At 43.6% G+C, this 26,933-nt stretch carries 22 protein-coding genes; all 22 read right to left on the minus strand.

Annotated elements, in window-relative coordinates:
• Window positions 1-2: 2 nt before the first annotated feature.
• The gene (locus P364_RS0124470; protein WP_024632679.1) at window positions 3-950 is read right to left on the minus strand and encodes a copper amine oxidase N-terminal domain-containing protein; all 948 of its coding nucleotides are present in this window, start codon (window positions 948-950) and stop codon (window positions 3-5) included.
• 643 nt (window positions 951-1,593) lie between these two features.
• On the minus strand, window positions 1,594-1,977 hold the full coding sequence (locus P364_RS0124475; RefSeq protein WP_024632680.1) for a hypothetical protein: 384 nt from the start codon (window positions 1,975-1,977) through the stop codon (window positions 1,594-1,596).
• 15 nt (window positions 1,978-1,992) lie between these two features.
• Window positions 1,993-6,804 (minus strand): RHS repeat-associated core domain-containing protein, encoded by a 4,812-nt coding sequence (locus tag P364_RS35625; protein WP_024632681.1) that lies wholly within the window; start codon window positions 6,802-6,804, stop codon window positions 1,993-1,995.
• Between the two features lie 12 nt (window positions 6,805-6,816).
• Window positions 6,817-7,176, minus strand: a complete 360-nt coding sequence (locus tag P364_RS0124485; protein WP_024632682.1) for a WXG100 family type VII secretion target — start codon at window positions 7,174-7,176, stop codon at window positions 6,817-6,819.
• A 12-nt stretch (window positions 7,177-7,188) separates the two neighbouring features.
• On the minus strand, window positions 7,189-7,464 hold the full coding sequence (locus P364_RS0124490) for a WXG100 family type VII secretion target (protein WP_024632683.1): 276 nt from the start codon (window positions 7,462-7,464) through the stop codon (window positions 7,189-7,191).
• Window positions 7,465-8,274 carry a hypothetical protein gene (locus tag P364_RS0124495; protein WP_024632684.1) on the minus strand — a complete coding sequence of 270 codons (810 nt, stop codon included), beginning with the start codon at window positions 8,272-8,274 and terminating at the stop codon, window positions 7,465-7,467. It abuts the gene before it with no gap.
• 22 nt (window positions 8,275-8,296) lie between these two features.
• The gene (locus tag P364_RS0124500; RefSeq protein ID WP_052016758.1) at window positions 8,297-9,655 is read right to left on the minus strand and encodes a protein kinase family protein; all 1,359 of its coding nucleotides are present in this window, start codon (window positions 9,653-9,655) and stop codon (window positions 8,297-8,299) included.
• Between the two features lie 38 nt (window positions 9,656-9,693).
• Window positions 9,694-9,975, minus strand: coding sequence for an EsaB/YukD family protein (locus tag P364_RS0124505; protein WP_024632686.1), 282 nt, complete (start codon window positions 9,973-9,975; stop codon window positions 9,694-9,696).
• Between the two features lie 18 nt (window positions 9,976-9,993).
• Window positions 9,994-10,743, minus strand: a complete 750-nt coding sequence (locus P364_RS0124510) for a vWA domain-containing protein (protein WP_024632687.1) — start codon at window positions 10,741-10,743, stop codon at window positions 9,994-9,996.
• Window positions 10,744-10,814: 71 nt separating this feature from the next.
• Complete coding sequence (locus tag P364_RS0124515) at window positions 10,815-11,087, minus strand: WXG100 family type VII secretion target (protein WP_024632688.1); 273 nt, start codon at window positions 11,085-11,087, stop codon at window positions 10,815-10,817.
• 128 nt (window positions 11,088-11,215) lie between these two features.
• Window positions 11,216-15,220 carry a type VII secretion protein EssC gene (gene essC, locus P364_RS0124520; protein WP_024632689.1) on the minus strand — a complete coding sequence of 1,335 codons (4,005 nt, stop codon included), beginning with the start codon at window positions 15,218-15,220 and terminating at the stop codon, window positions 11,216-11,218.
• 32 nt (window positions 15,221-15,252) lie between these two features.
• Entirely contained in the window at window positions 15,253-16,236 is a 984-nt protein-coding gene (locus P364_RS0124525) for a hypothetical protein (RefSeq protein ID WP_024632690.1), read from the minus strand.
• Entirely contained in the window at window positions 16,223-16,771 is a 549-nt protein-coding gene (locus P364_RS0124530) for a hypothetical protein (RefSeq protein ID WP_024632691.1), read from the minus strand. The genes P364_RS0124525 and P364_RS0124530 overlap by 14 nt, the downstream gene beginning before the upstream one ends.
• Before the next feature lie 13 nt (window positions 16,772-16,784).
• Complete coding sequence (locus tag P364_RS0124535; protein ID WP_024632692.1) at window positions 16,785-17,165, minus strand: hypothetical protein; 381 nt, start codon at window positions 17,163-17,165, stop codon at window positions 16,785-16,787.
• Window positions 17,166-17,200: 35 nt separating this feature from the next.
• On the minus strand, window positions 17,201-17,683 hold the full coding sequence (locus P364_RS0124540; protein ID WP_024632693.1) for a hypothetical protein: 483 nt from the start codon (window positions 17,681-17,683) through the stop codon (window positions 17,201-17,203).
• Window positions 17,684-17,700: 17 nt separating this feature from the next.
• Complete coding sequence (locus P364_RS0124545) at window positions 17,701-19,773, minus strand: hypothetical protein (RefSeq protein WP_024632694.1); 2,073 nt, start codon at window positions 19,771-19,773, stop codon at window positions 17,701-17,703.
• Window positions 19,770-21,677, minus strand: a complete 1,908-nt coding sequence (locus P364_RS0124550) for an ATPase, T2SS/T4P/T4SS family (RefSeq protein ID WP_024632695.1) — start codon at window positions 21,675-21,677, stop codon at window positions 19,770-19,772. Before P364_RS0124550 ends, P364_RS0124545 begins: the two co-directional genes overlap by 4 nt.
• A 1-nt stretch (window position 21,678) precedes the next feature.
• Window positions 21,679-22,518: a hypothetical protein gene (locus P364_RS0124555; protein WP_024632696.1), complete on the minus strand. Its 840-nt coding sequence runs from the start codon at window positions 22,516-22,518 to the stop codon at window positions 21,679-21,681.
• A gap of 2 nt (window positions 22,519-22,520) precedes the next feature.
• On the minus strand, window positions 22,521-23,201 hold the full coding sequence (locus P364_RS0124560; protein ID WP_024632697.1) for a hypothetical protein: 681 nt from the start codon (window positions 23,199-23,201) through the stop codon (window positions 22,521-22,523).
• 25 nt (window positions 23,202-23,226) lie between these two features.
• Window positions 23,227-24,237 carry an SAF domain-containing protein gene (locus P364_RS0124565; protein WP_024632698.1) on the minus strand — a complete coding sequence of 337 codons (1,011 nt, stop codon included), beginning with the start codon at window positions 24,235-24,237 and terminating at the stop codon, window positions 23,227-23,229.
• 32 nt (window positions 24,238-24,269) lie between these two features.
• Window positions 24,270-25,529: a hypothetical protein gene (locus P364_RS0124570; protein ID WP_024632699.1), complete on the minus strand. Its 1,260-nt coding sequence runs from the start codon at window positions 25,527-25,529 to the stop codon at window positions 24,270-24,272.
• A gap of 14 nt (window positions 25,530-25,543) precedes the next feature.
• Complete coding sequence (locus P364_RS0124575; RefSeq protein WP_024632700.1) at window positions 25,544-26,608, minus strand: hypothetical protein; 1,065 nt, start codon at window positions 26,606-26,608, stop codon at window positions 25,544-25,546.
• Between the last annotated feature and the right edge of the window lie 325 nt (window positions 26,609-26,933).

The raw sequence follows: 26,933 nt of genomic DNA on the forward strand, positions 1-26,933 counted from the left end.
CCTTACTTGAACGGATTGACAATCGCTACAGCATAGTCGTCTAAGCTACCATCTCCAAGCAAAATGTAATCAGCTTGACTGACCCTATAATCTGTCCAACCTTCATAATTCTGAATGTATTCACCATTCTGGAATTTATCCAGCCTGCTGATTACAGGAAGATAATTCATTCCTGTTTTATCACCATTGTTTTTAAAGAGCGTATCAACCACACCACGATATCTCACAAAACTATTTTTAACTAAAAAACTAATAGAGTTTCCCCGTTGACTGCTTCGAATTTGAATCATATCATCACCTTGAACCTTCACCATACCAATGCTATAGACCACTTGACCATCACTCAATTGAATTGGGAGATCTCTTTCCTTGATAATCTTCAGACCTGTGTATTTTACGTCTTTCTTATTAAGAAAATATTTTTCACTCTGGGTGTATGCCTTGAATTCACTCAGTTTCGTCAACTTAAACTCCTTATCGTCTGTACTCCTGAAGTCTTTATTTCCGATCCACACCCAGCGACCAATCTTATCCCATTCCACTTTCTGACCAAGCCCTTCACTGACCAGACGTAGTGGAACGAATGTCCGGTTCTGCTTCAAGATAATTTGTGTACCATAATCTTTTTTCTGTCCGTCCACTAAAGCAGCCGTTTGTCCAATCGTCATGTCCACCTGATGCTCTTTATTTTGGATACCAACCCGTGACACTTTGCCTGTCTTGGAATAGGTCACTTTTGCCCCTAAGGCTTCTGAAACTAACCGAATCGGAACCATCACACTACCTTGATGATCCTGGAACGGCTTTGCATCAGGGAATTTCATCTTTTTCGTATTCAGTAACACTTCCACTGTTGATTTTTCACTGGCTGCTACAGCTGATCCTATTCCTGAACCCATTATACTTACAGACAAAACACCTGCTAATACAGTTAACGCCAATTTTTTCATTTTCTCTAACTCCCTCGACTTTCGGTATGTACTTGATCTCTCATTTGCTATGCATAGGTCTTACAGATCCTAAACACCAATCAAACTTGCCAGTAATATGAATATATTACCACTATATACTCAATAAATATAGGTATAATGAATCAGTTTATTTAATTCCGTGTTATCTCAGAGAAGGTTTTCATAAGAATGTTAACGATTAAAATATGAGAAAACCTTGAACGGTTTACAGCAGGAGAAAGATTAGATCACAGTTAATTATTCCAGTTGAAAAAGCCTATATCGACTAATGATTCAGTTCGACATAGGCTTTTGAACTTTGACAAAATTCATGTCCTTCTCACCTTCACTATCCCTGTAGGGTAATCTACAGTTGCGAATAAATTTGAAAACGAAGATAACAAAAAACAGGTCAATCATGGTAGTATCGGACCATAATCGACCTGTTTTTTATAACGTTATAGCGTTAATTAGGTTATACTTTTCAAGCATTTACGTGCGTACAAAGGAAATCAAGAAATTCTTGTAGTGGTACTCATGGGTTAAGTATGTTATTGGTTGAATGATGGGTTCATTCGGCTCCGGGTAGCCCCACAAAAAAAGAAACCTTGAAAGGCCTTACAGCTAATAAAATTTTATCGTATCAGCTAATAAAATCAACACTTAATCTATCCACCCGAAGTTGTACGTATTGATTATGAAGATATCCATAATTGAAAAGAAATTCTTTATCAATCTCAAATAATATGCCTGCATCTATAGTACCGCTATCAATATTCAAAATACCCCTAATAAAATGCGAAAAGCTATCTTCTATCTGTTCGATACCTTTTTCGTCAGAATCAGTCATAGAAATCACGAAGTCATCCAGAATAGCCAGTTCAATTTCAATGAGATACTGCTCCCCCTTATTTATCTCAAAAGGACAGTTATTGATAAAAGCCACGATTCTTTGTCCGTTTATTTCGAGAAGAGCTTCTTCTTCGATTAACGGACTTAATTCAATTAATTTTGCTGTGTATTGCATGAATAGGCTACCTCCTTATTTCATAGGGTTGATTGTCTTATCGTGTTTATTATTATTTAGTAATTTCCATAAGTCCTCTCCACGTTTCAAATGATACGTTGTAACATTACCATTTGCATTAGTTCCTACAAACTCAAATTTAGCTTCTCCCTTACTAGAGTTACCCATAAACTTCACATAACCTGTTCGGGTTTCACCTTTGTATTGATATTCTACCTTTGTGCCACTATTCATAACATCCCTAGCACCTTGCATGTATTCATCTGCATTTTTATAAGCACCGCGGAATTCATTATTTTTAACAGCATGTTTTTCGTAATGAGAATCCAGTAATTCCTTAGAAGCAAAATTCTTGTTGGCAAAGTTACCCTTCCCCTCAGTCTCACACTTCATCAACCCTAACGGATCAATGTAACTCACTGGATTCCCGTTCACATACGCATATCGGTTAAATGTCTGCCCATCTTGGATCGCTCCACGGATCACATCCCGGTTCAGGAACCGCTTCAGTTTCGCATCATAGTACCGCGCTCGCATGTAATACAGTCCATTGGCATCGGTCATGACCCCATCTCGACCATTATACGCAAACGGCTGCTGGGTTAATCCTTCATGTTGCTCCAGTTCGCCATATAATCCATACGTATAGCGGTCCGTCACCCGGTTCTGCTCGTCCGTTAGCAACGTCGTACTGCCACGTAGATCGTAGTGGTAACTCAGATACGTGCCGTCGGCATCTTCGCGTCCGATTAGCCCCAGACCATAGATGTAACGGGATTTCACATTCCCTTCCCCGTCTAGCTCCATCAAAACCCGGCTCAGTTCATGTGCATCGTCGTTGACATAGCGGGTCACTTGCCCTCGCTGCGCGAGTTCAATCCGGTCTCCCTGTGGATTGTATCGATACTTGAGCTTACCTGCCTTCACCAGACGGTTTCGAGCATCGTATTCGTAAGCAGAAGCGGTGCTGCCATCGGTCGCATACAGCAGATTTCCGTTGGCATCGATTTCTACCGGATAGTCCCCCACCCGCTGAAGTCGGTTATCCCAGGTATAGTGCAGATGCTGCGTTGGTGAAGTACTCGTGAATTCCGTTTCAGATGTCCCTACTTGTTCGGTTGTCAGGTTGCCAGACGGGTCATACGTGTAGTGTACAACACGACCTGGCTCGGCGCCACTGCGCAGGCGTTTCAAGGTATCATACGTATACTGTTTGTTTTCTTCTTTCAGCAGCAAGCCGCTTGGGCTGTATTCGTACTTAAATTGCTGTAAACGAATGCCCTGTCCGCTCGTATCTCTCAGGCGAGTGAGTTGGCCGGCCGCATCGTATTCCCTTTGCTCCTGACTGCCGTTCGGGCGCCGGGTGTCGATGAGCTTCCCGCTTGCATCATAGCGGTACCGGGTCAGACGGCCGTTCCAGTCCTTCACTTCAGCCAGCTCACCCGTGGCTTGGTAGCGATACTGCACCACTTTCCCATCCGGATAGGTCAGCGCCGTCATCCGGCCTGCCGCATCATACGCATATTGCAGTAGATGCCCTAACCCATCAGTTCGGGTAAGCAATCGTCCTGCCGCATCATAGGTGCGTTCCTCATGCTGCTCGGCTTCCAGCACACGAGTCACCTGTCCATCCGGCGTGTAGGTCAGCACGATTTCGCCCGCTTCATCCGTAGCACGGATCAGGCGGCCCGCGGCATCATACACATACCGGGTTTCCTGGCCCTTGGCATCCAGCTTGGCACTTAGCCAGCCGCGGTCATCATAGGTGTACGCCGTTCGTGCGCCTGCCGCGTTCGTTTCCTGCAGCAGACGACCGCTGCGGTCATACGACAGACGAGTCTCGTTTCCACTCGCATCCGTATAGCTCGTATTGCGGTCTTCCCCATCCCATGTCTGGCGATAGGTCACTTCATCTGACCCTTGGCCTTGAATCACTTCGGTCAGGCGGTGTGCGGCATCGTAACGATAACGGCGGGTATGGCCATCCGCGTCGGTATCTTCGACGCGCTGATGCAGGGCATTGAACCGTAGTCGCGTCATGTGACCGAGTCCATCCTGCCAGGCAGTTGGGCGACCAGCGGCATCATAGGTCAGCTGCTGCACGGTCCGGCCTTCGCCATCGATGACGGAGATGAGACGACCGGCGCCATCATAGTGATACCGTGTAACGTGTCCTAACGCATCGGTCACGATCTGCAATCGACCTGCGGTGTCATAGGATAGCTGCGCAGTTTCGCCGAGCGCATTCGTCTCGGCGATCAGGCGGTTTTCGGCGTCATAGGTATACTGCCGGGTGTGACCGAGTGCATCGGTGATGGTCGCGACCTCACCGTTTGGTGTATACGTAAACTGCATCGAAGCTCCGGATGGACGCGTTTCGCGAATTCGCTGCCCACTGGCATCATACACAATCTGCCACGTGAGGCCCAGCGGATCGGTGATGGAGGTCAGGCGGTCTGCGCCATCGTAGCTCCGGCGACTTACACTTCCGGCGGCATCCTTCAGTTCGACCAGTCGTCCCGCTTCATCCCAGCCCACCTGTAAACGTCGGCCTTCCGGATCCAGCGTATGCTGCAGCTCACCGGTCTCGGTATAGGCGTAGGTCCAGCTGGCTCCCGTAAAGTCCTGATACGTGGCCGTTTGTCCCGTTTCGGTATAGATCCACTTCGCCGTACTGCCATCGGGACGGGTCACTTCGGTCAGGCGTTGTTGTTCATCGTACCGGTAGCTGGTTACACCGCCTTCGGCATCCGTTTCACGCGCGACTTGGTGGTGCACGGTATAACTATACTTCGTTTCCTGACCCAGCGGATCGATTTCCCGGATCAGATGTCCCTCTTCATCATAGACATACGTCGTGGTTTCATCCAGCGGATTCGTAGCACTGGACATCTGTCCTCGCGGCGTGTAGGTATAGCGTGTGATACCGCCATCTTCTGCATGCACTTCGAGGAGCTGCAAGGCGTCATCGTGCACGAGGGTGCGTGTCTGACCCATCCGATTGGTAACGGTGGTCCACGTCTGACCCGGATGGCTCTCGGTATCATACGCCATCCGCCCCGCTTCACCGGATGGGTCGGTTTGCGCAATGATTCGGTACTTCTCGTCGTAGGTATTGGTAAACTGAACGACTCCGGCTTCGCTCAGTGACATCAGGCGCCCTTCGCCGTCGTGGGTCAGCTCCGTGATCGTACCGTCCGGTTCCGTTAGACGCACCAGGAATCCTGCAGTATCATAACCAAACGTTGCTTCACGCAAAGCATCTCTGACCGCAGCGAGGTTCCCTTCCGCGGTATAGTCCAATATCAGCGCACGTCCCGTGACCCGGTCCTGTAGCTGCTCGAGTTTTCCTTCTCCATCATAGACCAGATCCAACGACAGTCCGTCGCTGTGGGTATGGCTGAGCAGCACGCCGTTGGTGTCGAACTGGTAGATCTCACGTGGGCTGCGGGCCATATAGGTCCAGCCCTTCCCGGTGTAGGTCAGCTCGTCATGGTTCACATCCAGGTCATCACTGCGGTAAAGGCCGTCCCCTTGGTGCGTAAATCGGTTTTTCCGTCCCGGAGTCCAATAGACATCTACGATGGGTTGATATGCATCTCTAGCTTCAAAGGTAGTCTGGAAGTCTTTTGGAGTCAAATCCAAACGTAGTCCATATTGATGCGTCCAAGCCGGGCCCAGTTCTCCCCGCTGCAACAGACCGGAATGGTAAATCAGAGTGAAAGGCCAGTCTGCTGCCCCGTGCAACGTCAGAAGACGGTGGTTCATAAACTGATGACCCGTAGCGGCATGAATCGGGTCCTCTACTTGACTTTGCTTCTGCGACTTTTGAGGATTCTGCGTTTCTGTTGTTCGACCCGTAGACGATGGGTGCGGCGAAGAATCGATATCCTTCGACTTCGGCGCCCCTGGCGGCTCTGCTCCTTTGGCAGCACTTCCCCCGGGCGTCTTCTTTATCATCGAAGCCGCTGCGGCAGCCCCGGTTCCTCCCGCGGCACTGGCTGCCGCCGCTTTCTCGGTATCGGTCAGGCCCGCATCGTGACGACTGGACCCGGCATCTCCTGGTGCATCGTCTGCTTTGCCCGTTGGTTTGTTACTGGTCATCGGCGCGTCACCTGTATCCCTGGAGCCTGCGGGGGCTTCGCCTGCTTTGGTCGACTTCGGCGTCGCTCCGGCAATGTCCTCCCCGGCTTCTCGGGTCGAGTTCCCGGGCACACCCGCCTTATTGGTGCTCGTTGGCACAGCGTCGATCGCTTCATCTGCACCACGGCCTACGGTTTTCGCTGCATCTGCAGCGTCATCCGCATGTTTCACGGTTTTTCCCGTCAGTTCCAGCGCCTCATCCGCATACTTGAAGAGGGAAGCGGCTTTATTTCCCGCTTTTCCCAACGGTCCCAGCACGGAAAGACCGCGCTCATACCAGGCCAGTTTCTCTCCCGTGAGCAGATCCCGGCCGGTGATGGCCTCAATAATGCCTTTGACGTTACCGACCACAGGGAGAAAATCCAGCACCATCCCCAACGCAAAGGTGAGGAAACTGGCCAATTTGCCCCAATTGAATTTTTTGCCCTCTCGGTCCGCTTGTTCATATTCTTCACGTTTGCGCCGGGTCAACTCCGACAGCAGTTCCAGCTTGCTTTGCAAGCCATCCAGTTCCCGCATCAGTTGGGTGAACGTACTTTGTACCCCCCCTTGGCTGAGGGTTTTATAGCTCAGGCTGTTCATCGCCCGGTTCAGGTCCCCGCGCAGATCCCCCATCTCATCCGCGGCCCCGTTCAGACTTTTCGAGGTCCGCTTCAGGTCGGATAGGCTGACTTCCAATTTCACATTGCTTCCCCCTTATTTCTTCTTCGCAGCTGAAGCGGCTGCAGCTGCGGCCGCTCGTTGTCTTTCGCGCTCCTGACGCTCACGTTCCTGGCGTTCTCTCTCTCTGCGCTCTTCTTCGAGATCCTCTTGCATGAACTGATTGGCTAAGTCTTCCAGTCGGCGTGCAAATTGTTCCATTTCATCCGCTGTCTGTCTCATCCGCTGAGTTGTATCCCGGAAATCATCCATAAAGTGTTGATACACTCTTCCCTTCCAGATCATGGACTGTACGTTACTATTGATACTGGAGCGTTCATTCTCCAACTTGCTGCTGTTACTGCGTATTTTGGAGGCGATGCTCCGCAGCTTACTGACATCAGGCCGAATTGGCATATGTACATCTCCTTACTTTATTGAATCTGCCTTACTAAATCTCTCGGCAATAGCCTTAAGCTCGTCCCCTACATCCTTCAGCACAGTAGATACACTCTCCAGTTGAACATGGGCATCCTTGTAAGAGGAGTAAAAACGCTCTTGAGATTTCCCCTCCCATTCCCCCGTGATTCCATCAATCAGTGACTTCAACTCTCTGGACAAAGCTATACTTTCCTGACTACTGGCTAGAAATCGGGTAGCGATCTCCTTAATACGTTCAGGTTCAATTTTGATACGGTCTGCCATTTATTTGACCCCTTTCCCATCCAGTTTTTCAATTTGATCCGCAAATCGTAATAACGCTTTTTTCAATATCGCAGGCTTGTATGGCTGGAACTGAAGCGTACCCTCCGTCAATTCAACCGCCAGATACAGCTTGTCTCCCCATTGCGCATAGTGATAATCCTCCTGATGCCACATTAGTCCATGCCTCTTCATAAACATCATCGAACCTGAACGCTCTCCATTGCTGAAAATGGCTACTGCAAGCTCTGCCTGCTCTTCCGTATGCCCCGCTTGAACCAGTCTATTAAGCTGATCCACTTCGGTAAGCTGATTCCATTGTTCCCACGTGCAATCTTTGATGACCGCCTTTTTGGCTGCACTTTTATATTGAAGCGTTAGTGGGAAGAAACCTTTCATAGCTTCTAACGTTAACTGGGCATCTGCAACAGGAACAAGGACAATAGCTTCTTTCTCATCCATTGTCTGTTCGACAACGATTCGAGGAGTAAAGTAGTAGTGACCTTCGTATTTCCCAGTGCCTTCAATCTTCTTACTGACATGCATCACATCCGCACTGCCGCATGCAGCAATGCAATAGGCGAGCATTTCATTCATATCGTAGCCCGTACCCTCTTCCTTCGGGACCAGATACCCTTTCTCCACAAACGCCTTCTCAATTACCTTATATTCCGCTTCCAATTCCTTAGCCAGATACCCGCGATAAGGATCATCAAAGTTGGCAATATGACGGACACCCACCAGTTGAGTCAAAAAGAAAAACTCTTCAGGAGAGAGCTGGAATGACCACTCTTCCGTTAATTCATTTTCCAAAGTAAATACACTCCTTCGATCTCTATTTAAATAGACCAATAGCATAAATAATTAAGGCAAAAACAAGCGCACCGACTGAGCCACCTATTACATAAATCCACATTCGGTCATATGTGGACTGTTTATTCTGTTGAATTAGCTGATTCCAGCCTTTTTTCACAAGTGTCTGCTTGGGTTCCGGGTTAAAGACCGTCTGATCTATGCCTTCTTGCACCTGCTCCATGGCAATGGAAATTTCAACATGAAATGGGGAACGCTCGTTAAATTGCTCAATCAGCTTGCCATATTCCCAAAAAGCTGACGTCAGATTCCCCTGACGCTCCAATTGACGGGCTCGGGCCAATTGAGTCTCTTGGGCGTGACTCAAAGCGTTGACAGCATATTCACTCGGCAAGTGATTAGATTCCTCAGTTGATTGCTCCAGCTCCAGATCCTCTTCAGTCGGTGAAATCGCTTCTTGCTCCACGAATTGCTTCGCTGAAGCCAGTGCGATTTGCCACTCCCCAAAGGTAGGACACTGCTGTAGCTGCTCTGCATTCCATAACCGATCTAACAATGCTGCCACTTCAGAGCCATACTGCTGCTCAAGTGTCGATTGAAGAAGTACGTAGCGCTCACTTTGCTGCTGAATTTCTTGTGGATCAAAATAACTATCTCCCCAAGCTTGCTTACATATGTCTGTACTCGACCAAGCCAGCATCTCGGCAAGCAGGATTCCACCAGCAAATCGATCCGCAAGAGGGCTCCAGTCCCCATATTCTCTAAGGAAAGATGCCGTATATCCCGTCGCCCCCTCTGGCAGATTATCGGGTTCCTCCAATTGCTTGGCGTACATTCCTTCTACATCCACTAATTCAACAGACATGTCTTCTGCCTCTTGATTAGGGTTGACGATCAGCAGATTAGAAGCTGACAAGTCGGCATGGGCTATGCCAGCTTGCTCCAATACAGCCATGGTAGATACCAAAACCATTGCCAGTTTCAATGATTGTTCCCGAGATAATACCTCTCGGCCTAGCATTAATTCACTCCATGTCACGCCATCAATCCACGGCATATGTGCACCATAAAGTAACTCGGGATAGTGTCCGAGCAACTCCATATCTTCTAGCGGATTCAGTATAGTTCTTGACCATACGCTCAGTCCGGAATGGACTGAGAGGTCTTTCATTAGCTCTGTTAACTTCATGACAGAGGGCTGGCGGAAGGCTGGGCGGAATACCTTCAATGCACTATTTTCTCCCAAGCTGTTGACAAGCTTGTACACTGTGCCCTCCCTGCCCTCCTGACCATAGGGTATACCTTCAAATTGAGGGTGCTGGACCAGTCTGTAGACTTGGTTTCTGATTCGTAGTTCAATATTAATATCAGGTGGAAACACGATTCTTGCTCCCCTTTGCACAAAAAAATGATTCGAAATTATATCGTTGAGAAGGAGTTAACCTGCTCAATGCGCAGATAGCTTCCATCCGTTGCTTTTAAATCCTCCAGAGACTGCTGAAGATCCATGCTACTCCACTCACTTCCATCACCGCTAAGGTAGTAGCGATAGTTGGACGCCTGAAACGTAAGGGCCATACCTTCATTTAATCCTTTGAGCATGGGTTCGAGTAATTCATGCAGAGGTATCGTATTAGGTAGCTCTATATCTGTCTTTTTGCCGGTTGCATCAATAATTAAGGTTAATAAAGTTCGATCCATGTGTTCTCCTCCTTACGATTACATCGGGGTAGAAGCAGACATCTGCAGCCCTAGGGAAATTAGGTCTTTACTTGTACCAGGCAGCATCATAAGTGCACCCTTCTGAACTGAATATCCGGATTCCATCATCATTTCGCGGTAGCTTTCGGGTACAACCGAAGACATTCGTTTCAATTTCTCCGAATAGGGATCCACGACAAAAGAATCCGGCATCATGCCTTTCCAGGCTCGCGTGTCCCGAATCCGGCTAGTGGAAGCATCCTCTGTAATAAAAATGTTCTCAACCAGCACTTGTCCATCAGGGACAGACATGGCTTTGATCCGTTCGACAATCGGTTCAGGATCTTCCCCTGTGTAAATACCATCTGTCATATGACAGATCAGAGGGGCAGGACAGTGCTCCATGTTACGAAGCTCAGATTGAATAATCTTCTCCGCTTGTTTGAATGCCTTTGCCGTGTCTGTGAATCGTTTCGGATATAGTGGCGGCAGACTCCCACGGTTGGCGATACGATCAATAGATTTAACACCATCCAGCAGATCGTATACTTCATCACTGTAGGCAAGAATCGCAATTCGATAACGAGGAGACACTTTTGATCCCTTCGTTGATCGATAGACAATCTGGCGAATAATCGTCTGAAGTCCCTCATTGACGATATCCATCCTCCGTTGTCCTTCAAGCTCAAGCGTCATGGAGCCGCTTATATCAATTAAATAGATTAGTAGAGCGGGGGTGCTTCCCGTCGCATGTACTGAATAACTCATAGGAATAACCTCACCTTTTCATACTCTGGATATAGAAAAAGCCAGGTAAGTTTACCTGGCTTCTTATTTAACTACTTCGCTTCGTCGGCACGTCTAAAGTTATCTGCAATAGTATGTAATTCATCTGATACAATCCCAAGCATTTCAATATAAGATTTCATTGCGCTCTGACGATCTGTATAACGTTGATAGAATCCTTGAGATTGCATACCTTCCCACTCAGCTTGCATTGTTTGCATTAGTGAGTTTAATTGCTGAGTAAGCTGTTCACTTTCTTGTTGAGCTTGTTTGAATTTATTAGATGCTTGGTCCATCTCTTCAGGTGTAATTTTAATTCTTACCATTCGTATCTTCCCCTTTATACCATTTTTATAAATTTTAACCATTTACTATTGTATACAAAGAACTAGTGAATTGCCAAACATTTTTTGGGAAAAAAGACTCATTTATGAGTCTTTTTTTCTTAAATGTCTTAATTTACGACAAGAACTGCATTTCTATTTATTTCTTCTACTTGCTCTTCGATCTGAGCAACCCCATTGCCAAAAGCATGCACCGCTTTTACACTTACGAATTTCCGCTTAACATAGTAACCTTCTCCATCCGGCAATACTCGACTGCCTGAGACAAAAGGGACCTTTATATTAAACAGCTCAGTGTCATTAGGCTCGGCGGTACCAAGTAACCAACCGATCTGACCGGATTTGATCTCTTTTAGCCAATCATCATAATTACGATTAATGGCATTGGCTTGCCCAGAAACGATAATATAGACACCGTGCTCTCGTCCGTTTCGGGTGATGTATTCCAGATGACCTGTGATCGTTCTGGAGATACGCTTAGCCAGGAAATCAACATCATCCATAATTAGCATCATCTTCGGAGCAAATTCATCCGGATTAGCCACTCTCTCTTCCAGTTTGGTACGCAAAGTTTCCATCATTTCTTCCATGGTTGCTTCATTGGTTGCAAATGCCACCGTATGATGTAGATCTTTCAGGGCTCCCAACCCTTGAGGAGTGCGTCTAAAGTCGCATAAATAGAGTTCAAGCTCATCCGATGAATATTTCATGGCCGACATCAATCCTATCGTGACGAGCAATGACGTTTTACCAGATTCCATCCTTCCGGCAACTATGAAATATGGACCATCCGCTTCCATATCCCATCCCAACATTATTAAGCTATCAATGTTCATATGAACGGGTAGCGTAGGATCAGACACAACATTAATATCTTTCAACACTTCTGGAATAGCAATGACTTCAGGCAATACTCGAATCGACTCTGGTTTAACAGTCATACAAGCAGCGTCAAGTACTGCAAACTGTTCGCGCAATAACTTGGCACGAGAAGACTCATTCACCGCGTTAATGGATAATGCCGTTTGGAACTCATATGGAGGAATGGTTCCCTTCACAAAGGCCCTTCCTTCCGGCATCTGTGTTGGTGCTTTGTTCAGCCTTCCTACTGCATAGTTATAGTCCCCTGCATCTGCAAGCATATATGAGACAGCATTAGGGAAGTTACTGCGGATTCGTTCCAACATATCAGAAATCCGGTTGATGGTTGCCACAAAGTATATGCCTAGTCCCGGTCCTTCACGCAGCAGGGGGTCCAGCTTCTCATGGAGCTTCTCGAACTGTCCTCGGAAACTGACATAGCTATCGATAATAACAAGTATTGCTGGCAGCGTATTTCCTGTTTCAGCACAGTAAGACAGTCTGGATTTCACTCCCGTTTCAGCAAACAGTGTTTTGCGTTTACTAATGGTCTCTTCCAGATAATTGAACAACCGATTCATCTTCTCTTCCTGATCATCCTGAATGACATCCGCTACATGAGGAAGCAAGGTATAGTCCTTCAGCATTCTTCCGAAATCGAGCGCATAGATATTCACATCATTAGGTGTAGTTTCCATTGCCAGTGAATAGAGCAAGGTCTGGATAAAAGTTGTTTTCCCCGTACCTGGCATTCCATATATCAACCAATGTCCTGATTCCAGATCGATTCGAAGTGGAAATTGTCTCTGGTTCACTACATCATCAATAAGTCCAACCTGCGGATTCAAAATTTTACCCGGTTCACTTGAACTAACAGCCAGATCTTCCAAAGTCAGATGATTAGGCAATGGCTCCAGCCAAGGACCTGGTAAACGCTGAATACCTTCGCGTTCTGCTTTCATCGCGATATGCTCAATAAGAACGTTTAATTGTTTTTTACTGAGCGCCTTTTCTTCGGAAGGTTTTGTTTCCTGAATCAGCTCCAGTTGATCTCTTAACTTGGTCTTGCGACCATCCAACTCATAAGCATACATATTGCGATCCGATTGCGTAATATTTTGATCTGGTCGATACGGAGCACCACTCCATGCGAATTGAACAGATTCAAATACTTCATTACTGCCGACCTGTAGAAAACCACGACCCGGGTTCGTAATATGAGCAGCATCCGGAATTCGGATCATCTCACGACTATCACTCTCGTCCTGAACTCGAAGGCAGACTTTATAACGGGAGTTACTCCAGATTTTATCGTCCACAACGCCCCCTGGTTTCTGAGTTGCCAAGAGCAAATGAACGCCCAACGTCCGACCAATAGCCGCAATGGAAACCAATTCACTCATGAACTCCGGTTGGTCCTTTTTCAATTGTGCAAACTCATCGATGACGATGAATAGATGCGGGAGAGGATCCCGGTCTTTCCACTCTGTAAGATAATATTCATCAATATGCTGTACGTTGCCCGCAGCAATGAACAAACGCTGTCTGCGTTTAAGCTCAGCTTTGAGAGAAACCTTGGAACGTTCAATCAATCCTTCTTCTTCCAGATTGGTTACTGTCGCAATAACGTGCGGCAATTCCTGAAACGTATTCGACATCCCGCCACCTTTATAGTCAATCAACATAAACGCCATATCATGCGGGTGATACTCCACCGCCAGAGATGCAATAATAGATTGGATAACTTCACTTTTACCTGAACCGGTTGTTCCAGCCATGAGTCCGTGAGGACCGTGCCCTTTACGCTCGATTTTGTCATGAAGGTTCAGCAAAACCGGCTTTTTCCCCCCTCTTACACCAACAGGGAAAGGAAGGGTATTGGGATAACGTGACTTCTGCCAATTGTTTTCCACATCGAACTGTTCAATATTCTGTATTCCGAATAGTTCAAACAATGTGAGTACATTTACTATCTCATCCGCAGAATTCCGTTTGATCCGATAAGGAGCAATTTGACGCGCAAATTGATCAGCTTGTTCCAGTGTCATCTGATCCGATTTGAAAGGTTGTACAAATGGAATCTCATCCTTAGGCTTGGCATAGGTAGCATCGCCAGCGGAACCACCCGTTACATTTGTTGAACGCATGACCCCTTTAGTCGAATGCAAGTCAATAACCAGTTCACATTCCTTCGGAAGGACATCCTTGCTCGGTGCAAGTACGATGCTGCAGACACCGATGACCTCCGAGCTCTTCATCATCAAAGGAAGAATAGGCTCATGCTCCAGCATTTCGATGAATGGCAGGAAACACACGTAAAACGGGAGTGCCTTCTCCCCTTTGTTCAACCATTGACGACGCTGCAGCAGCGTAAATAATTGCTCCATTAATTGAGGTTGATATGCCCGCTCCTCAAACAGATATCTGCCGGAACGTGTATCATTCCATACATGTGGAATCCAACGCATCCATTCCCAATTTTCTCGTTGTATCTTATTCATAAATACGGCCATTTTAAGCTCGTCAGGTGCATGATGTGCCGCAAGTTGTGTCACAACAGTACGACAGAACATATTCAGTTCTTCTTCGTCACCAACAAGTCCGATAATGCGATATTTACTCAAGTCCAGCAGGGCGGGAGCATTCGTAATTGTAGTGAATTTCTCCGTCATTTCCCTTGCTTTTTCAAGCATCGGGTCCTTCTCTACCCCATTTTGCTTAGGTACTGTAATGTCAAAGTTGCTCGGAACGGTTCCAATACCAACACGGACTTTCAGGAAGTCAAAATCCTGTGGAATTCTCTCCCATACCGAAGAGCTTCGGTCCTTGACCATATTGATACAAAATTGTGGATCCAAATGGGTTTGGTGCCAGTTCAAAATCAATTCGTTTTTCCAGTTTTGCAGTGTTTCCCTATTCTCATTGATATGGTCGTCGTATAAGCGCTCACGATCTTTGATTTTCTTGCGATGTTTCGCTTTACTCTGAAAATGAACCAGTACAGGTACAAAATATGAAACGACCATCATACAGAGGGAAATCATCTGCACGGTTACAAATTGCCCATTCCCCCGACTTTGGTAAAAAGTCATCATTGCCGCCCCACCTGCGACTGAAACCATGATAGGAACCATAATTGAGATAATATTCAGTTGTGGTGGTTGAGGAAGTGCGGGCGGAGAGAAAATTTCCACTTCCTCTCCCGAAGTTTCCTTAATAATCCTAGGCGATCTCTTATAAAAAAAATGGGACATGCTCCGTCTGCCTCCTCTTCAACATATTTTCTTTAGCGATTCATACATCCCTTCGGATAATAACCTGCTGCCGCTGCATCTCTTTCACTTGAGAAGGTCTCGTCTTCCCGATAACCATAAGAACATGTACTGGGGTAATAATATTTAATACCGGTTGATGGATCGACAGCACCTTTAATCTCTGTTTTCTTAACCAGTCTACCTCCACCAAGAGCATAGTTATTATAGAATTGATTCCCTATTGGAATTCCTTGAATAAAGGCCATGATTCCGATATCATCAATAGAATTGACCCATTCTTCCTGTGAGATTTGAGGTAATCTGAAGGTATAATGGACCCCATATCGAGTCGCATACTCATTATGTTTATTTATATAATAAGCCAGATCCTGTTGAATGCTTTTCACGATGACGCTCTTTCGCATAGCTTCAAAATTGGCTGCATTGTCTAATAAAGGAATGTTGGTTGTACCCTCCAGATCTTCACGGAACCCTTCAACCCAAGCTTTCGCGTAAGAATCATACGCATATACATAACTGTCTAACGTGAAATTAATACTGTTTCCTCTGTTGTCTGAATACGAATACGGTTTCTTGGGTCTCCACATATGCTTGAAAACCCTCTCGCCATTGGCATCCCTGTACTCATCCACTGCGTACAAGTCATAGCCATCGTAATCAATGACAGCAACTGCTGGAATGTAGCCGGCAAGAGCCCCTTGTCTAACAGGGTCATTGACGACATCAAAATTCAAATAGAGTGTGCGAAAGAAAGTGTCCAGCGCTCTCTCTTTATTAGCAAAGAAGAATTTTCTCGACTGATATCCTGCTTCATATTCTTGGAGTACGTTCATATTAAGCATTTGAGAAGCATCCTGAACTGCAGTATGCAGTGAAGCTGAATATTGATCAGATAAGGCCTGGGCTGTTTTTTGGTCTCCTGTTCGAAAGTCCATGACTAAATAGAAGGGGACAAAGATACAGATAAACAATATCGCCAGATTAGTAATCTTCATTGATTACCATTCCCCCATAAGGAACAAAGACCTTAACGTTGCCGTCCGTGATTCCTCCGGTAAAAACATCACTAAGGATTGTAGCCATGGTGCGATTGATATTTTTCACTTTGACGGTGAAGAAATCGCCCACTGCCATGACATATCTGCGATCCAGATCGGATGCTGTGCTATTCGGAAACAACCTTTGCATAATTTCCTGATTGTAATGACCATCAAAGTAGGTCGTAAAACTATCACGGAATGTAGCCGGATTAGCCGGATCAGTATATTCCGGATTGTATTTCTTGTGTAAATGTTCCATTTGGATGTCATACTGATTACCCGTAGCTCCGAGCTTTTGGTTAAACTCTAGATACATCTCAGGAGTGATATACCCCTTGGTTCTAGCGGAATCCACGAATGTAGTCACAGCTGAGTGGATAACGATCTGAGACAAGTCGTCCTGTCTTTGAGCCTGTTGGAACAACGGATACAAGAATAACAACACAATGGCAATAAAAATGCCTAATATTTTGGAGAAAGAGTTTTCCACACTAGCTCACCCTTTATGTAAAAACAATGGTTTGTACTTTGCCTTGACTGTCTCGAATATAAGAAACAACATAGGTTCGTTTGAGATCGATTCCTGATACATCAATACTTTCAATATCATCTGAACTATAGAAGTATTTATTAACTACACGAATATTGGCGTCCAAGGTTTTCATTTGTCTTATGCTTTGAAGAACCTCTGCACCCGAGTAGGTAACTTGCTCCGTAATTTCAAGACTTGTGAACAACCTTCGCTCTTCATTTACTGCAGATTTATGCGTAACGTTCACTGCCGCATCCTGAGACTGAATGCCTCCAAGAGCGAACATGCAAGCCACGATCAGAATACTGATTTCAGCCACGACCAGTATGAACTTTTCCATCGTTTCGCTCATTGGAGACCTCCTTACTGTTGTTCTATCTTTTCAAGCTATTCTTGCTTAAAAATTATTCCGCGAATCATATTGTTCTTATCTCTGACAATGGAGGATTTGAACTTTCCACTGGGATTAATATATGCATTTTCAGATTGTTTCTCAGCAGCAGTGAGATCAATAGTCTTTTCAATCGATAATATCTGTCCACTAACTGTATCAAATCTGTCCCCATAAAAAGCACCTTGAGAATCAGGATTAAGTGCCTTTTGTTTCCCAGTGATTACTTGCACACCAAACTGTTCCTGATTCATATATTGCCGCACTGCATTCAGAACCTGACTGCCTGATAAAGTCGTATTGCTATACGTCTGATACTCCGTATCCGACAATTGCGTCGTAATCGCAGCCATCTTCGTCTGTCCCTGCTTTGCTGCATCCTGCGACGAGATCGTAATAATAACTACAATCGTAATCAACATAATGGTGAGGAAAATCCCCGCTGCTACCCGTATACCGACGCCTGTATTTTCTTCCATGAAAAATCAATCCCCTCTTAAATAGTTTGTAGTTGTGTTGATATATCACTAAGTTGCTTGAACGACATGTATAGGAATGGGAATACCAGATAAAGTGCAATCAGCAGTGCCCCTGGTGTCCAGCCAAATAACTTGCCATACGATGTTTTCTTTCGAATTAAACGTTCAAGCCGTTCCTTCTTCTGTTCTGCATAGTATTCCTGTTCCATTTCCAGATCGTCAAACGCTTCACGTAACGATAGCTTATCTACCGCTTGCATTAGACGCTTCACGATTCTACCAAATGAATCGAACGGCGCATCCGATTTCAGCATTTTCAAGGCTTCCTCTGCACCACTATCATAATTGAGCAGACATTTTTGCAACGCTGGTCTGAAAATGATACTGTATCTTTCCATCCATTCAAGAACAGTTTCCACAGATATTCGCTCGAATTCACACAATATGGATATAAGCACATGGAATTGATCAACTTCATTCTGCATTTCCAACGCTCTCATCCTGCGCTGGAATTGTAGTATCCATATGGTGATGTAATATCCGATTACACCACAACCAATTGCAATCAGGAGCTCCCACCATTTCAGATATTCGTTATTAACAACCGTTAATTTGCCTACAATCCGATTTACGGTATTGTTCATGGCCACATCTGTCAAAGGCTCATTGGAATTGCTATTTACAGATTGGATAATTTGTTCTCGTGTCAAATCTTTATTCTTTTGGAGTTCTTCAATAATCTGGTTATCCATTGCGGTTACATGATTGGCACGTTCCAGTTCATCCGCATTCATATAACCCAGGATGTTCGTTTCTTCTGCAGTGGGCTTCGTAAATATGTGATGCACGCTGTTATAATGAAGGAACAACGAGAATATAAGCACACCTACAAATGCAGAGATTGAAATAACAATTCGGTGAATGTACAACCATTCCAACGTAAGGTGGGAGTTTGCCTCTTTTAAAAGCATATTGGTTCGATGATGCTTCCTCGTATTCGGAGGTGGGACCAGTCGATCCACGATCCACTTGACCCAAGACCATGAGTATGCTTTCTTCTCCCACTCTTTTCGAGGACCTTTGGCTACATATTTGGCTTCATCATTCTCCGATAATTTGCGTATAAGCAAGTAACAGATTACAGCTGAAGCGTATATGAACATCCGAACCAGAAAACCAATTCTACTGTCATAGAACTCTGTAGTTATTGGAAAATAGTTTTCTGCCCAACGCTGCAACGGGAACGAAAGCAGAATTGGAATTAGTGCAAGCAAGGTAAGTCCGCCTAATTTGTAACGTAATTTTTGTCTTCTCATCAGATCATATCTGATCTCTTGCACGAATTTATTAATGGCATTCAGATACATCGAACCCTTTTGAACGTTGCGGTCACCGTACTCCATAATCAGATGCGAGACCCCGGAAAATACTTTTAAATAACGGTTAGGCGCAACCGCATAGTATTTTTCCAGTTCTCGACCAGGATCCTTGGATGTTAATACCTCATGAATTCTCTCCGTCTGGAGCTTGATGTCATGCGGTGACGATTGTGCAGCCTGATACAAGGCCTCATCAACCATTCGCACTTCCTGATAATGATGACGGTCATCCTCCAGAACGTTCGAGAACTGTTTTAATAGACGATCTTCAACCCGGTTCACAAAAATATCGATGCACAGTTCGTTTATAACGATGGCTGCTAACATTCCAAAGAACAAAGCCATCCAACTTTTGCTAATTATTGCGAGTGCAATAAGACCAATAATGATAGATCCTAACGTCAAATAAGTAATTCGCATCGTTTCTTTTCGTAATGAATACTCATCGTAGGTATTGATCGCAGTCAGACGTTTGCGAATCTTCAGAATCTGTGACTTGATTATCGGAACCTTAATCAGTTGATGATACGATTTCTGGTAAAAAACCAACAATTGTCGTGGTGTTTTTCCTGTTACATTTTTAGATGAAGGCCATACATTCTCACGATTCTTCTTCCGCTTGCGATCTTTGAGAATAAGATAAAGAAGTATTCCACCCGAAATAAGGAGAGCACCACCCGAAATGGCAAAAATCCATATCCACTTACTCATTGAACCTGCCCCCAGTGTGCATTCAGAAACTGCCCGAAGTTCTCACGATCTTCCTCATTCATGTTAAATAACATTTTCTCGATCTTTTCAGGAGAGATTGGAGCCACAGCAACGTATTCACCATTGCGATATTCGATGATATTTCGAGCATTCCATACTCTTCCACTGTTTCTTCTGTACACTTCTCTTTGCAAATCTACAAGAGCGTCTAGCTTGCTCTCAATGGAGTCTCCTTTGGATAGAGCGCCATCGTACTCCAATGTATCCGATTCAAATCTGACAGGAGTAATCTCTGTAATTCGCTCAATATAACGTTTACCATTCATTTCTTTCCGCATATGAATATCCCATTGAACAGCATTCGCTACCTGTTCCTCTGCAATTCTTTCATTTTGGAAAACTCCTGTTTTCAGCAAGGAATTCCGTAACGACCATACCAACTCACGTGCAGAGGTGGCATGGTGTGTGAAGATGGTAAACAAGCTGGCTACTTGTGACATCTGGATCATCCATGCTGCTACAGGATCTGTCGCAACCTCTCCCAGGATGTTAACTGAACCATCCGTTTTCTTTTGAAGATCTAGCCCAGACTGTCCTGTAATATTCTCCGTTTCCCTTAATGCCAAAGAGTTACGTTGCGGGTACAGTCTTCTTAGATGCAATTCAAAAGTCATTTCCTGAATCCTCAAAGTTAACGTTGCATATATGTATTTAACTGAGGCCATAACTAGTGATGTCTTACCTGATCCTTGGGGCCCCGTGAATGCCGTAACCTGCGCACCCTTCATCAGATACTTAATCATATCCCTTGCCAGTTCCGCATTAACGGCATCTTTGGACGAGATCAAATGATCCAGTTTCATATTAGGCAGATCGAACTTACGGACAAAAAATGCCCAACTCTCAGCAAATGGTGGCCGAACAACGACAACCCTAGATCCATCCTTCATTTCATTTACTTTAAACCCGTTCGTCTCGGTCAGTTGACCTGGATTATCATACTTATAGATGTTCTGACAGACCCTTTTCAGTTCAAGGTCAGTCTCGAAGCTTAGAAACGATAAATGAATGGACTTCCCTCGGAAGAAAACCCAAACACTTTGGTATCCCGGATACTTATATTGCTTCATCCCTTGCAGCAACGAAATCTCATCCTCAACGATCTGCATATGGGTTGGAACACCAGATACCCCACCAGATACGCCATCAATAGACATATCTCGAATTTCGTCAATAACGCCAAACCCTTTATAATGCTGGTATACACGCTGCACAACGATAGCTAACTTGTCATCAAACTCCAAACCACCACGTGCTTCTTTGACAAAAATGGAGTCAATCTCATCACCCGTAATTACATATGAATCTACCGTTCCATCTTCGATAACTTTTTTGGGTTGATCCAACTGATATTTGTCTATCAACTTGGAGAGCGCATGAAAACCATGCTTCTTTTTATATAAGTGAAGCAAAATATCAAATTTGTCTTGTTGTGTTAATTGATCTTCATCTTCAAATGCAATAATTCTATTGATATTGTCATCATTGAATCCGTAATTTCGTTCAAGGAGATCGGATATAAATTGTTTAAGGTAAATCTTCTCTTGTATATCGCCAGAAGTCGCATTTTTCATTGCGCTTCTAAGCTCGGCTACAACTCCCTGACGACGGGTATATTCCTCGCTTGTCATTCCCATATCCAATAGATTACTGTTTACATAATCATTGATCATGGTTTTAACATATTCCAGAAGGTAATCGAATTGGAAACGTTCTTCGTTCTCATTTTTCTGACGCGTTCCAGCCTGTCCTGGCTTTTTATTCAGCTTCAAGAATAAATACGTTATTAATATGACTATAATCAAAACGATCACAAGGAAATTAATGGTGAAATTCAGTCCCATCTCAATTCCCTCTTTCGATTCGTTTCAGTTTGGTGTTGATTCCAATCTCATGCAATATTGTTTTTGCAGCACGACTCACTTCCTGGATAAAAAAGTAATTTTCATGATTGCTGCCAACAAATCGATTCCTTGCAAAAAAACCTTTAATATCGCCATCATTCAGATGATCTTTGAAACTTGTATTGTATGGGACTGTTAATATAGGACCTTTAAATTTGTACTTATTAGCAATATTCTTAATTTTATATTTCGAGAACGGATCATACTGCGTCATTAGAAGAAGATGCGGTTTCTGATCTAATGTTGAAGGCCAATTTTTCCGTTGGTCATCAAAATATTTTTCGATAACGCTTATATTTTGATTGACACAGATGATAACCAGATCTGCATCCTGAATCAAACTATCTGACACTTCATTGTCTTGTCCACTTCTTGCATCCAGGAGGGCAATCCCATAATATTCTGCTGCCATTCGAAATACCATATTTACAGCTTCGATCGATCCCTGCTGAGGCCTATTTAGACGTTCACTACCCCAAAGCAAGTCAAGACGATTCCGTTCGATCATCAATGTATAATTTTTGACGCTATTTCGTTCCAGCTTGCTACTCTTGGCGACACGCTCCAGTGAATCAAGCCCCATGCCACTTACGGCAAAAAATTGCCTATTATATTGATTAATTGTTTTGTTGAAAAAACGTTCCATATCCCCATCAGTCCGCTGAGGCTGGGACACCAAAGTTCTCACATCATACTCCGATGCAATGAACGCAGCTAGAGCAGCAGTTGCGCTGGTAACACCCAAACCATGCTGCATACCCCAAAATGCAATTTTCCCCATTCCTAATTACTCCTCTCCGCACGCTTCCATAATGCGTTTACTTTCGACATTTCCGTATTCAGGATGAATTCGACTGCTTGCTTAATGACTAACTTATAGGAGCTGGACATCCGTTTGACCATCACCGTGTTTTTATATTGATTAATAATTTTCAGCGTCTGATCGCGCTCATCTGAATAATAGACCAGACTCTCTCTCCATGATAAGGATAAATCATCCATAAGACTGTTGATATATTGTTCATCAAGATGGTTAGTCGCTTCATGAATAACTTTCATAACAGGTATATTGGCTGTTAATTTATCTCCCTGGAAATAGGAATGGATTAGCTTAAGATTCCTTTGAATCACGGGATTCTCATATGAAGTCACCATGTAAACCAAATCTACTTCCGGCCATTCCTTCAAGGCTGTCTCATTATCACAGTCTATCAAGACAAAATCATAATGGTTATTTTCCAGATGCAGCATGAGCTCGGAATGTGAATGAATTTCCTCCAAAATTACGAATTGATCATGCTCATGTACTTTTAGAGTGGGATCCATTTTAGGAAATACAAATTCATAATCTTTATTACGGGATGCATCCACAAGCAAAACTCGATGCTCCATAGATAATAATTTACTAAGATACATCATAAAATCTGTCTTGTCATAATGACCCATTACAAGTATTTGTTTCATCTCATTCTCCTTATTGCTCTGCGGATTATGGTGTATTGCTGTCCTTAAAGATAGCGTCCTGATTTCCATTTTGATCATTGGTAATATTGTTCTGCGGATTCGTCACTCCAGAACCATCGTTCATAAGAGAATTATCCTGTTGACTCGTGTTCCCCTGTTCCGCGGATTCCGTTACGTATTCTTTGGCATTCAAATCCGTAGTATTTCTACCACTAATATATTTTTGACGATCCTCATCACTCATCGACTTAAGATCCTGCTCCAGTTTGGCTCTCATTTGGCGCTCAAGCGCGGTGGTAGCTATCCCAACAATGTTAGGATTGGACTCCATTAAGTCGAGAACTTTGGGATTGGATGGATAATTGATCACTGCACCTTCTTGCATATATGGATCCACGTAACTCAATGCGTATATCGATGCATCATTGATATATGCATCCACAATCGCGCTGGACATCGTTAGAATTTCTTTTTCATTCATTTCATACCAGATAGTTCCATTATTCAGGTCATCTACTTTTTTCTTTGACAACACGATATAATCTTGCCCTGTCACGAAACGAATCCGTACGTCCACAAAATCATCTTTTTTCAATTTGAGTGGCAGCTGTACTAAACTAAATTCCTGATTTCTAAGATCTTTAGGAATGACCCCATCTTCGAATAACATAGGTTCCGTAATGACCGAATTTTTTTGGAGATCAATCTTGATCCTTTTCCCAACAACGTCAGTCTGTTCAACCGCATTCTGAGGAACTGCACTAACGGGTACAACAAGCGACGTAACATTATCTTCGGTTAACAGATCTCCTGCTTTGTGGTCCTCGTTCAAGACCATCACATTCATCTTGTCTTCATTCAGTTTCTTCTGGGCATCTTGAAGTTGTTGTTCAATTTGGAGTGTTCGCTCTACATATCTTCCTTGAATATGGTTAATTATGAAATATCCAGAGATAACACAAACAAATAATATAATAGCGCCTCCAATGGAAGCGGACAGAAGCAATTGCTTCTGCCTAAAACGAATCTTAGACATGACGAACTCCTCTCAATTGCACATGATTAAACTTAAATATTTATTGCCAATAAAATCACTAAAACTATAATAATGATTACGCATACTCCAAGAACCCCGTATAGCAGGGCTTTGGAAGAGATTTTTTTTGAATCCCCCATATAACTCTTCATTAATTTATTTAATACGGAATCAGTTTCTCCTTGATGTTTATACGGATCTGCATGTGGAGGAATCCGGTATACAAGGTTACCAGGGAGATCCTTCCGTATATCTTGAATACTGATATTTTCAACAAAAGGTATACAATAAACCCAATTGGACTGATCCATTTTTTTATGTAAATCTCTAAATCTTCTTATCTTTCCCTGTCTCCATTCACTTCCTGCTCCCAACACTATATTGACACTTGATCTGTAGAACTCCTTACTCCAGTCACTCTCCTCGAAGCTACCAATATCCAAAATCAAATAATCGTGTCCTGCTGTGACCAACTGGTTAATGTCTAGTTTATTATTATTTTTGTAGTACTCTACACCTTCGATGGAAAAGTGAATATTATTGCTTTTAAAATCCTGCGTTCCTTCATATGCATTCTCAATACTTGTGAAATCACTGGATCTATTGGCCTCTACAAGACCCACTGAGTATCCCTTTCGCTTTAGATAGTTGGCAATAAGTATACTCTGATGAGTTGATCCTACCTTGGATTCGACACCCATAACTGCAACCAGAATCGTCCCTATGATTCTATCCTTCAGAACGACCCTCTCTTGAATTGGCACATCTGGAAGCTCCAGATCCATAACATCCGACGAGTCAAAACTTCCCGCGGAAGTCAATTTAGCTGTATAGCGATAGATACGATCCTTTATTTTTTCAAGATCAGAGTCTGTTGATTCCCAATCACCTTGTGGATCATCATTCAGTTGGCCTCGATTCGGCAATAAATTGCGCAGCGCCGGAATAATAGACTTTGGCTTCGTTCCCGGAGAGGTTGTTACAACATTTATCCCCATATCTGCTAACTTATGAATTACTCCATCATCCTCATAACGGTCCAGCGCAATCACAATAATTTTGGTGTTAGAACGCACTGTCCGATATTGACTAATTCCACGTAGAAAAGTCTGAGAATCTGTACAGTCCAGATCCGTTATAAATGCATTTATATTAATCCGGGCTACTGCTTCACAAAATTCGATGAACTGGCCACTCTCAAAGCGACCTACTTTTTCAAAACTAACATCCGTATTCCCTATGGCTTCATGTACTAGAGTAGAAGCTTTACTGGAAATGATAACCGCATTCAATGTGATTGCCTCCATTAGTCCGCTAAAATTTTACTTTGATCTAGATCAAAAATTCTATTAAGTCCGTTTTGCTTTGTTCGAACAGCGCCTTCTTTCGCTTCTAGGATGTGATCCTCCAGTGTAAACTCAGGCTTGATATCAATGTATCCAATCAGTACAGTACTCGAAGCTTCTACATCAATCTTCATTCTTATGGAGTTGGACAATTCGGCTAATGGAATATTAGAACTTGTTATAAGCGCAATAATAGCCTCGCCTTGGTATCGTCCAGCAAAACCATTACCTTCTAAAGCCCTGCCCACAGCTCTTCCCGCTCTTTTAAAGGACTCTTCCTCTGAGATATGGGGTGAATTCTGAATTTCTATGTACAAAACACCTACTGTTTTCCCTCTTGCTAAGGCCTGATTAGCTTGGTGAATAAAATGTTTCTGCGTAAATAAACCTGTAACTTCATCTCGTGTTGAAGTATATGTAGCTGCTTGCATAACTCCAATAATCTTTTCGAAAACCATTGTAAATACGATAAAACTTGCAAACACACTGAAAACCAAACTAATTTCTGCTAACATCTCATATCCTGTAAAAGCACCAGTTAGGTGCAGTAACATCTGCATTGCAAACAATATCGTTACGATAAAATATTTAGGGTTCACCCCAACTTCCGGGAATATCTTAACCAGTGTGTACAATGTCACTCCCACCACAGAGAGAAACAATAAAAAAGAACTCATTTGAATCGGTAAAAACAAAGACATCGCTGCCGAGATTAATGTTATGGCTGTTCCGCCCAAATGTACATAAAGCTTGTCCGTGCGTTTGTTATAGTAAAGTCTGAATATCCCAATCTGGGATAAGATGATACCGGCTGCATACAAAGATAGAAAGAACATATAAGTAGCCAATAGCTTTTGTGGCATCAAAGCCATCCCCACATTCGCTAATAGCATTAATGCAAAAGCTCCCAAAAACTTCATATATGTTGGATTGCGCCATTTCCTATACATCAAGAACCCAACGATAAATAAAACAATATTGATAGATAACATTGAACCGAAAATTAATCTTTCCAAATTGCCCATGTATCTTACAACCCACTTTCTTGATATCATGTAAATTTCATGAATTTCATATTTCCAAATATATTTTCTTTTTTTCCAAATAAAACAGAGGCTTTTTTTGATAAAAATGAATCTTAGTACCTATTTATTGGATAAATAAGTAACAACAGATTAAATAATAGCCTTAATTCGGCAAATTTACAACATATTTTTGATTTTTTTACCCAATATTACCTACGAATATAGTCCTTTGTTTTCGCAATAGTCCTAGTCAGTGTTTTTTCTCAGATAATAAATTTCCTTTTTCATTTCCATTTATATTTTAACTATTGAGAATATCACGAAA

The sequence above is a fragment of the Paenibacillus sp. MAEPY2 genome (genome assembly GCF_000499205.1).
Classification (GTDB): Bacteria; Bacillota; Bacilli; order Paenibacillales; family Paenibacillaceae; genus Paenibacillus; species Paenibacillus vandeheii.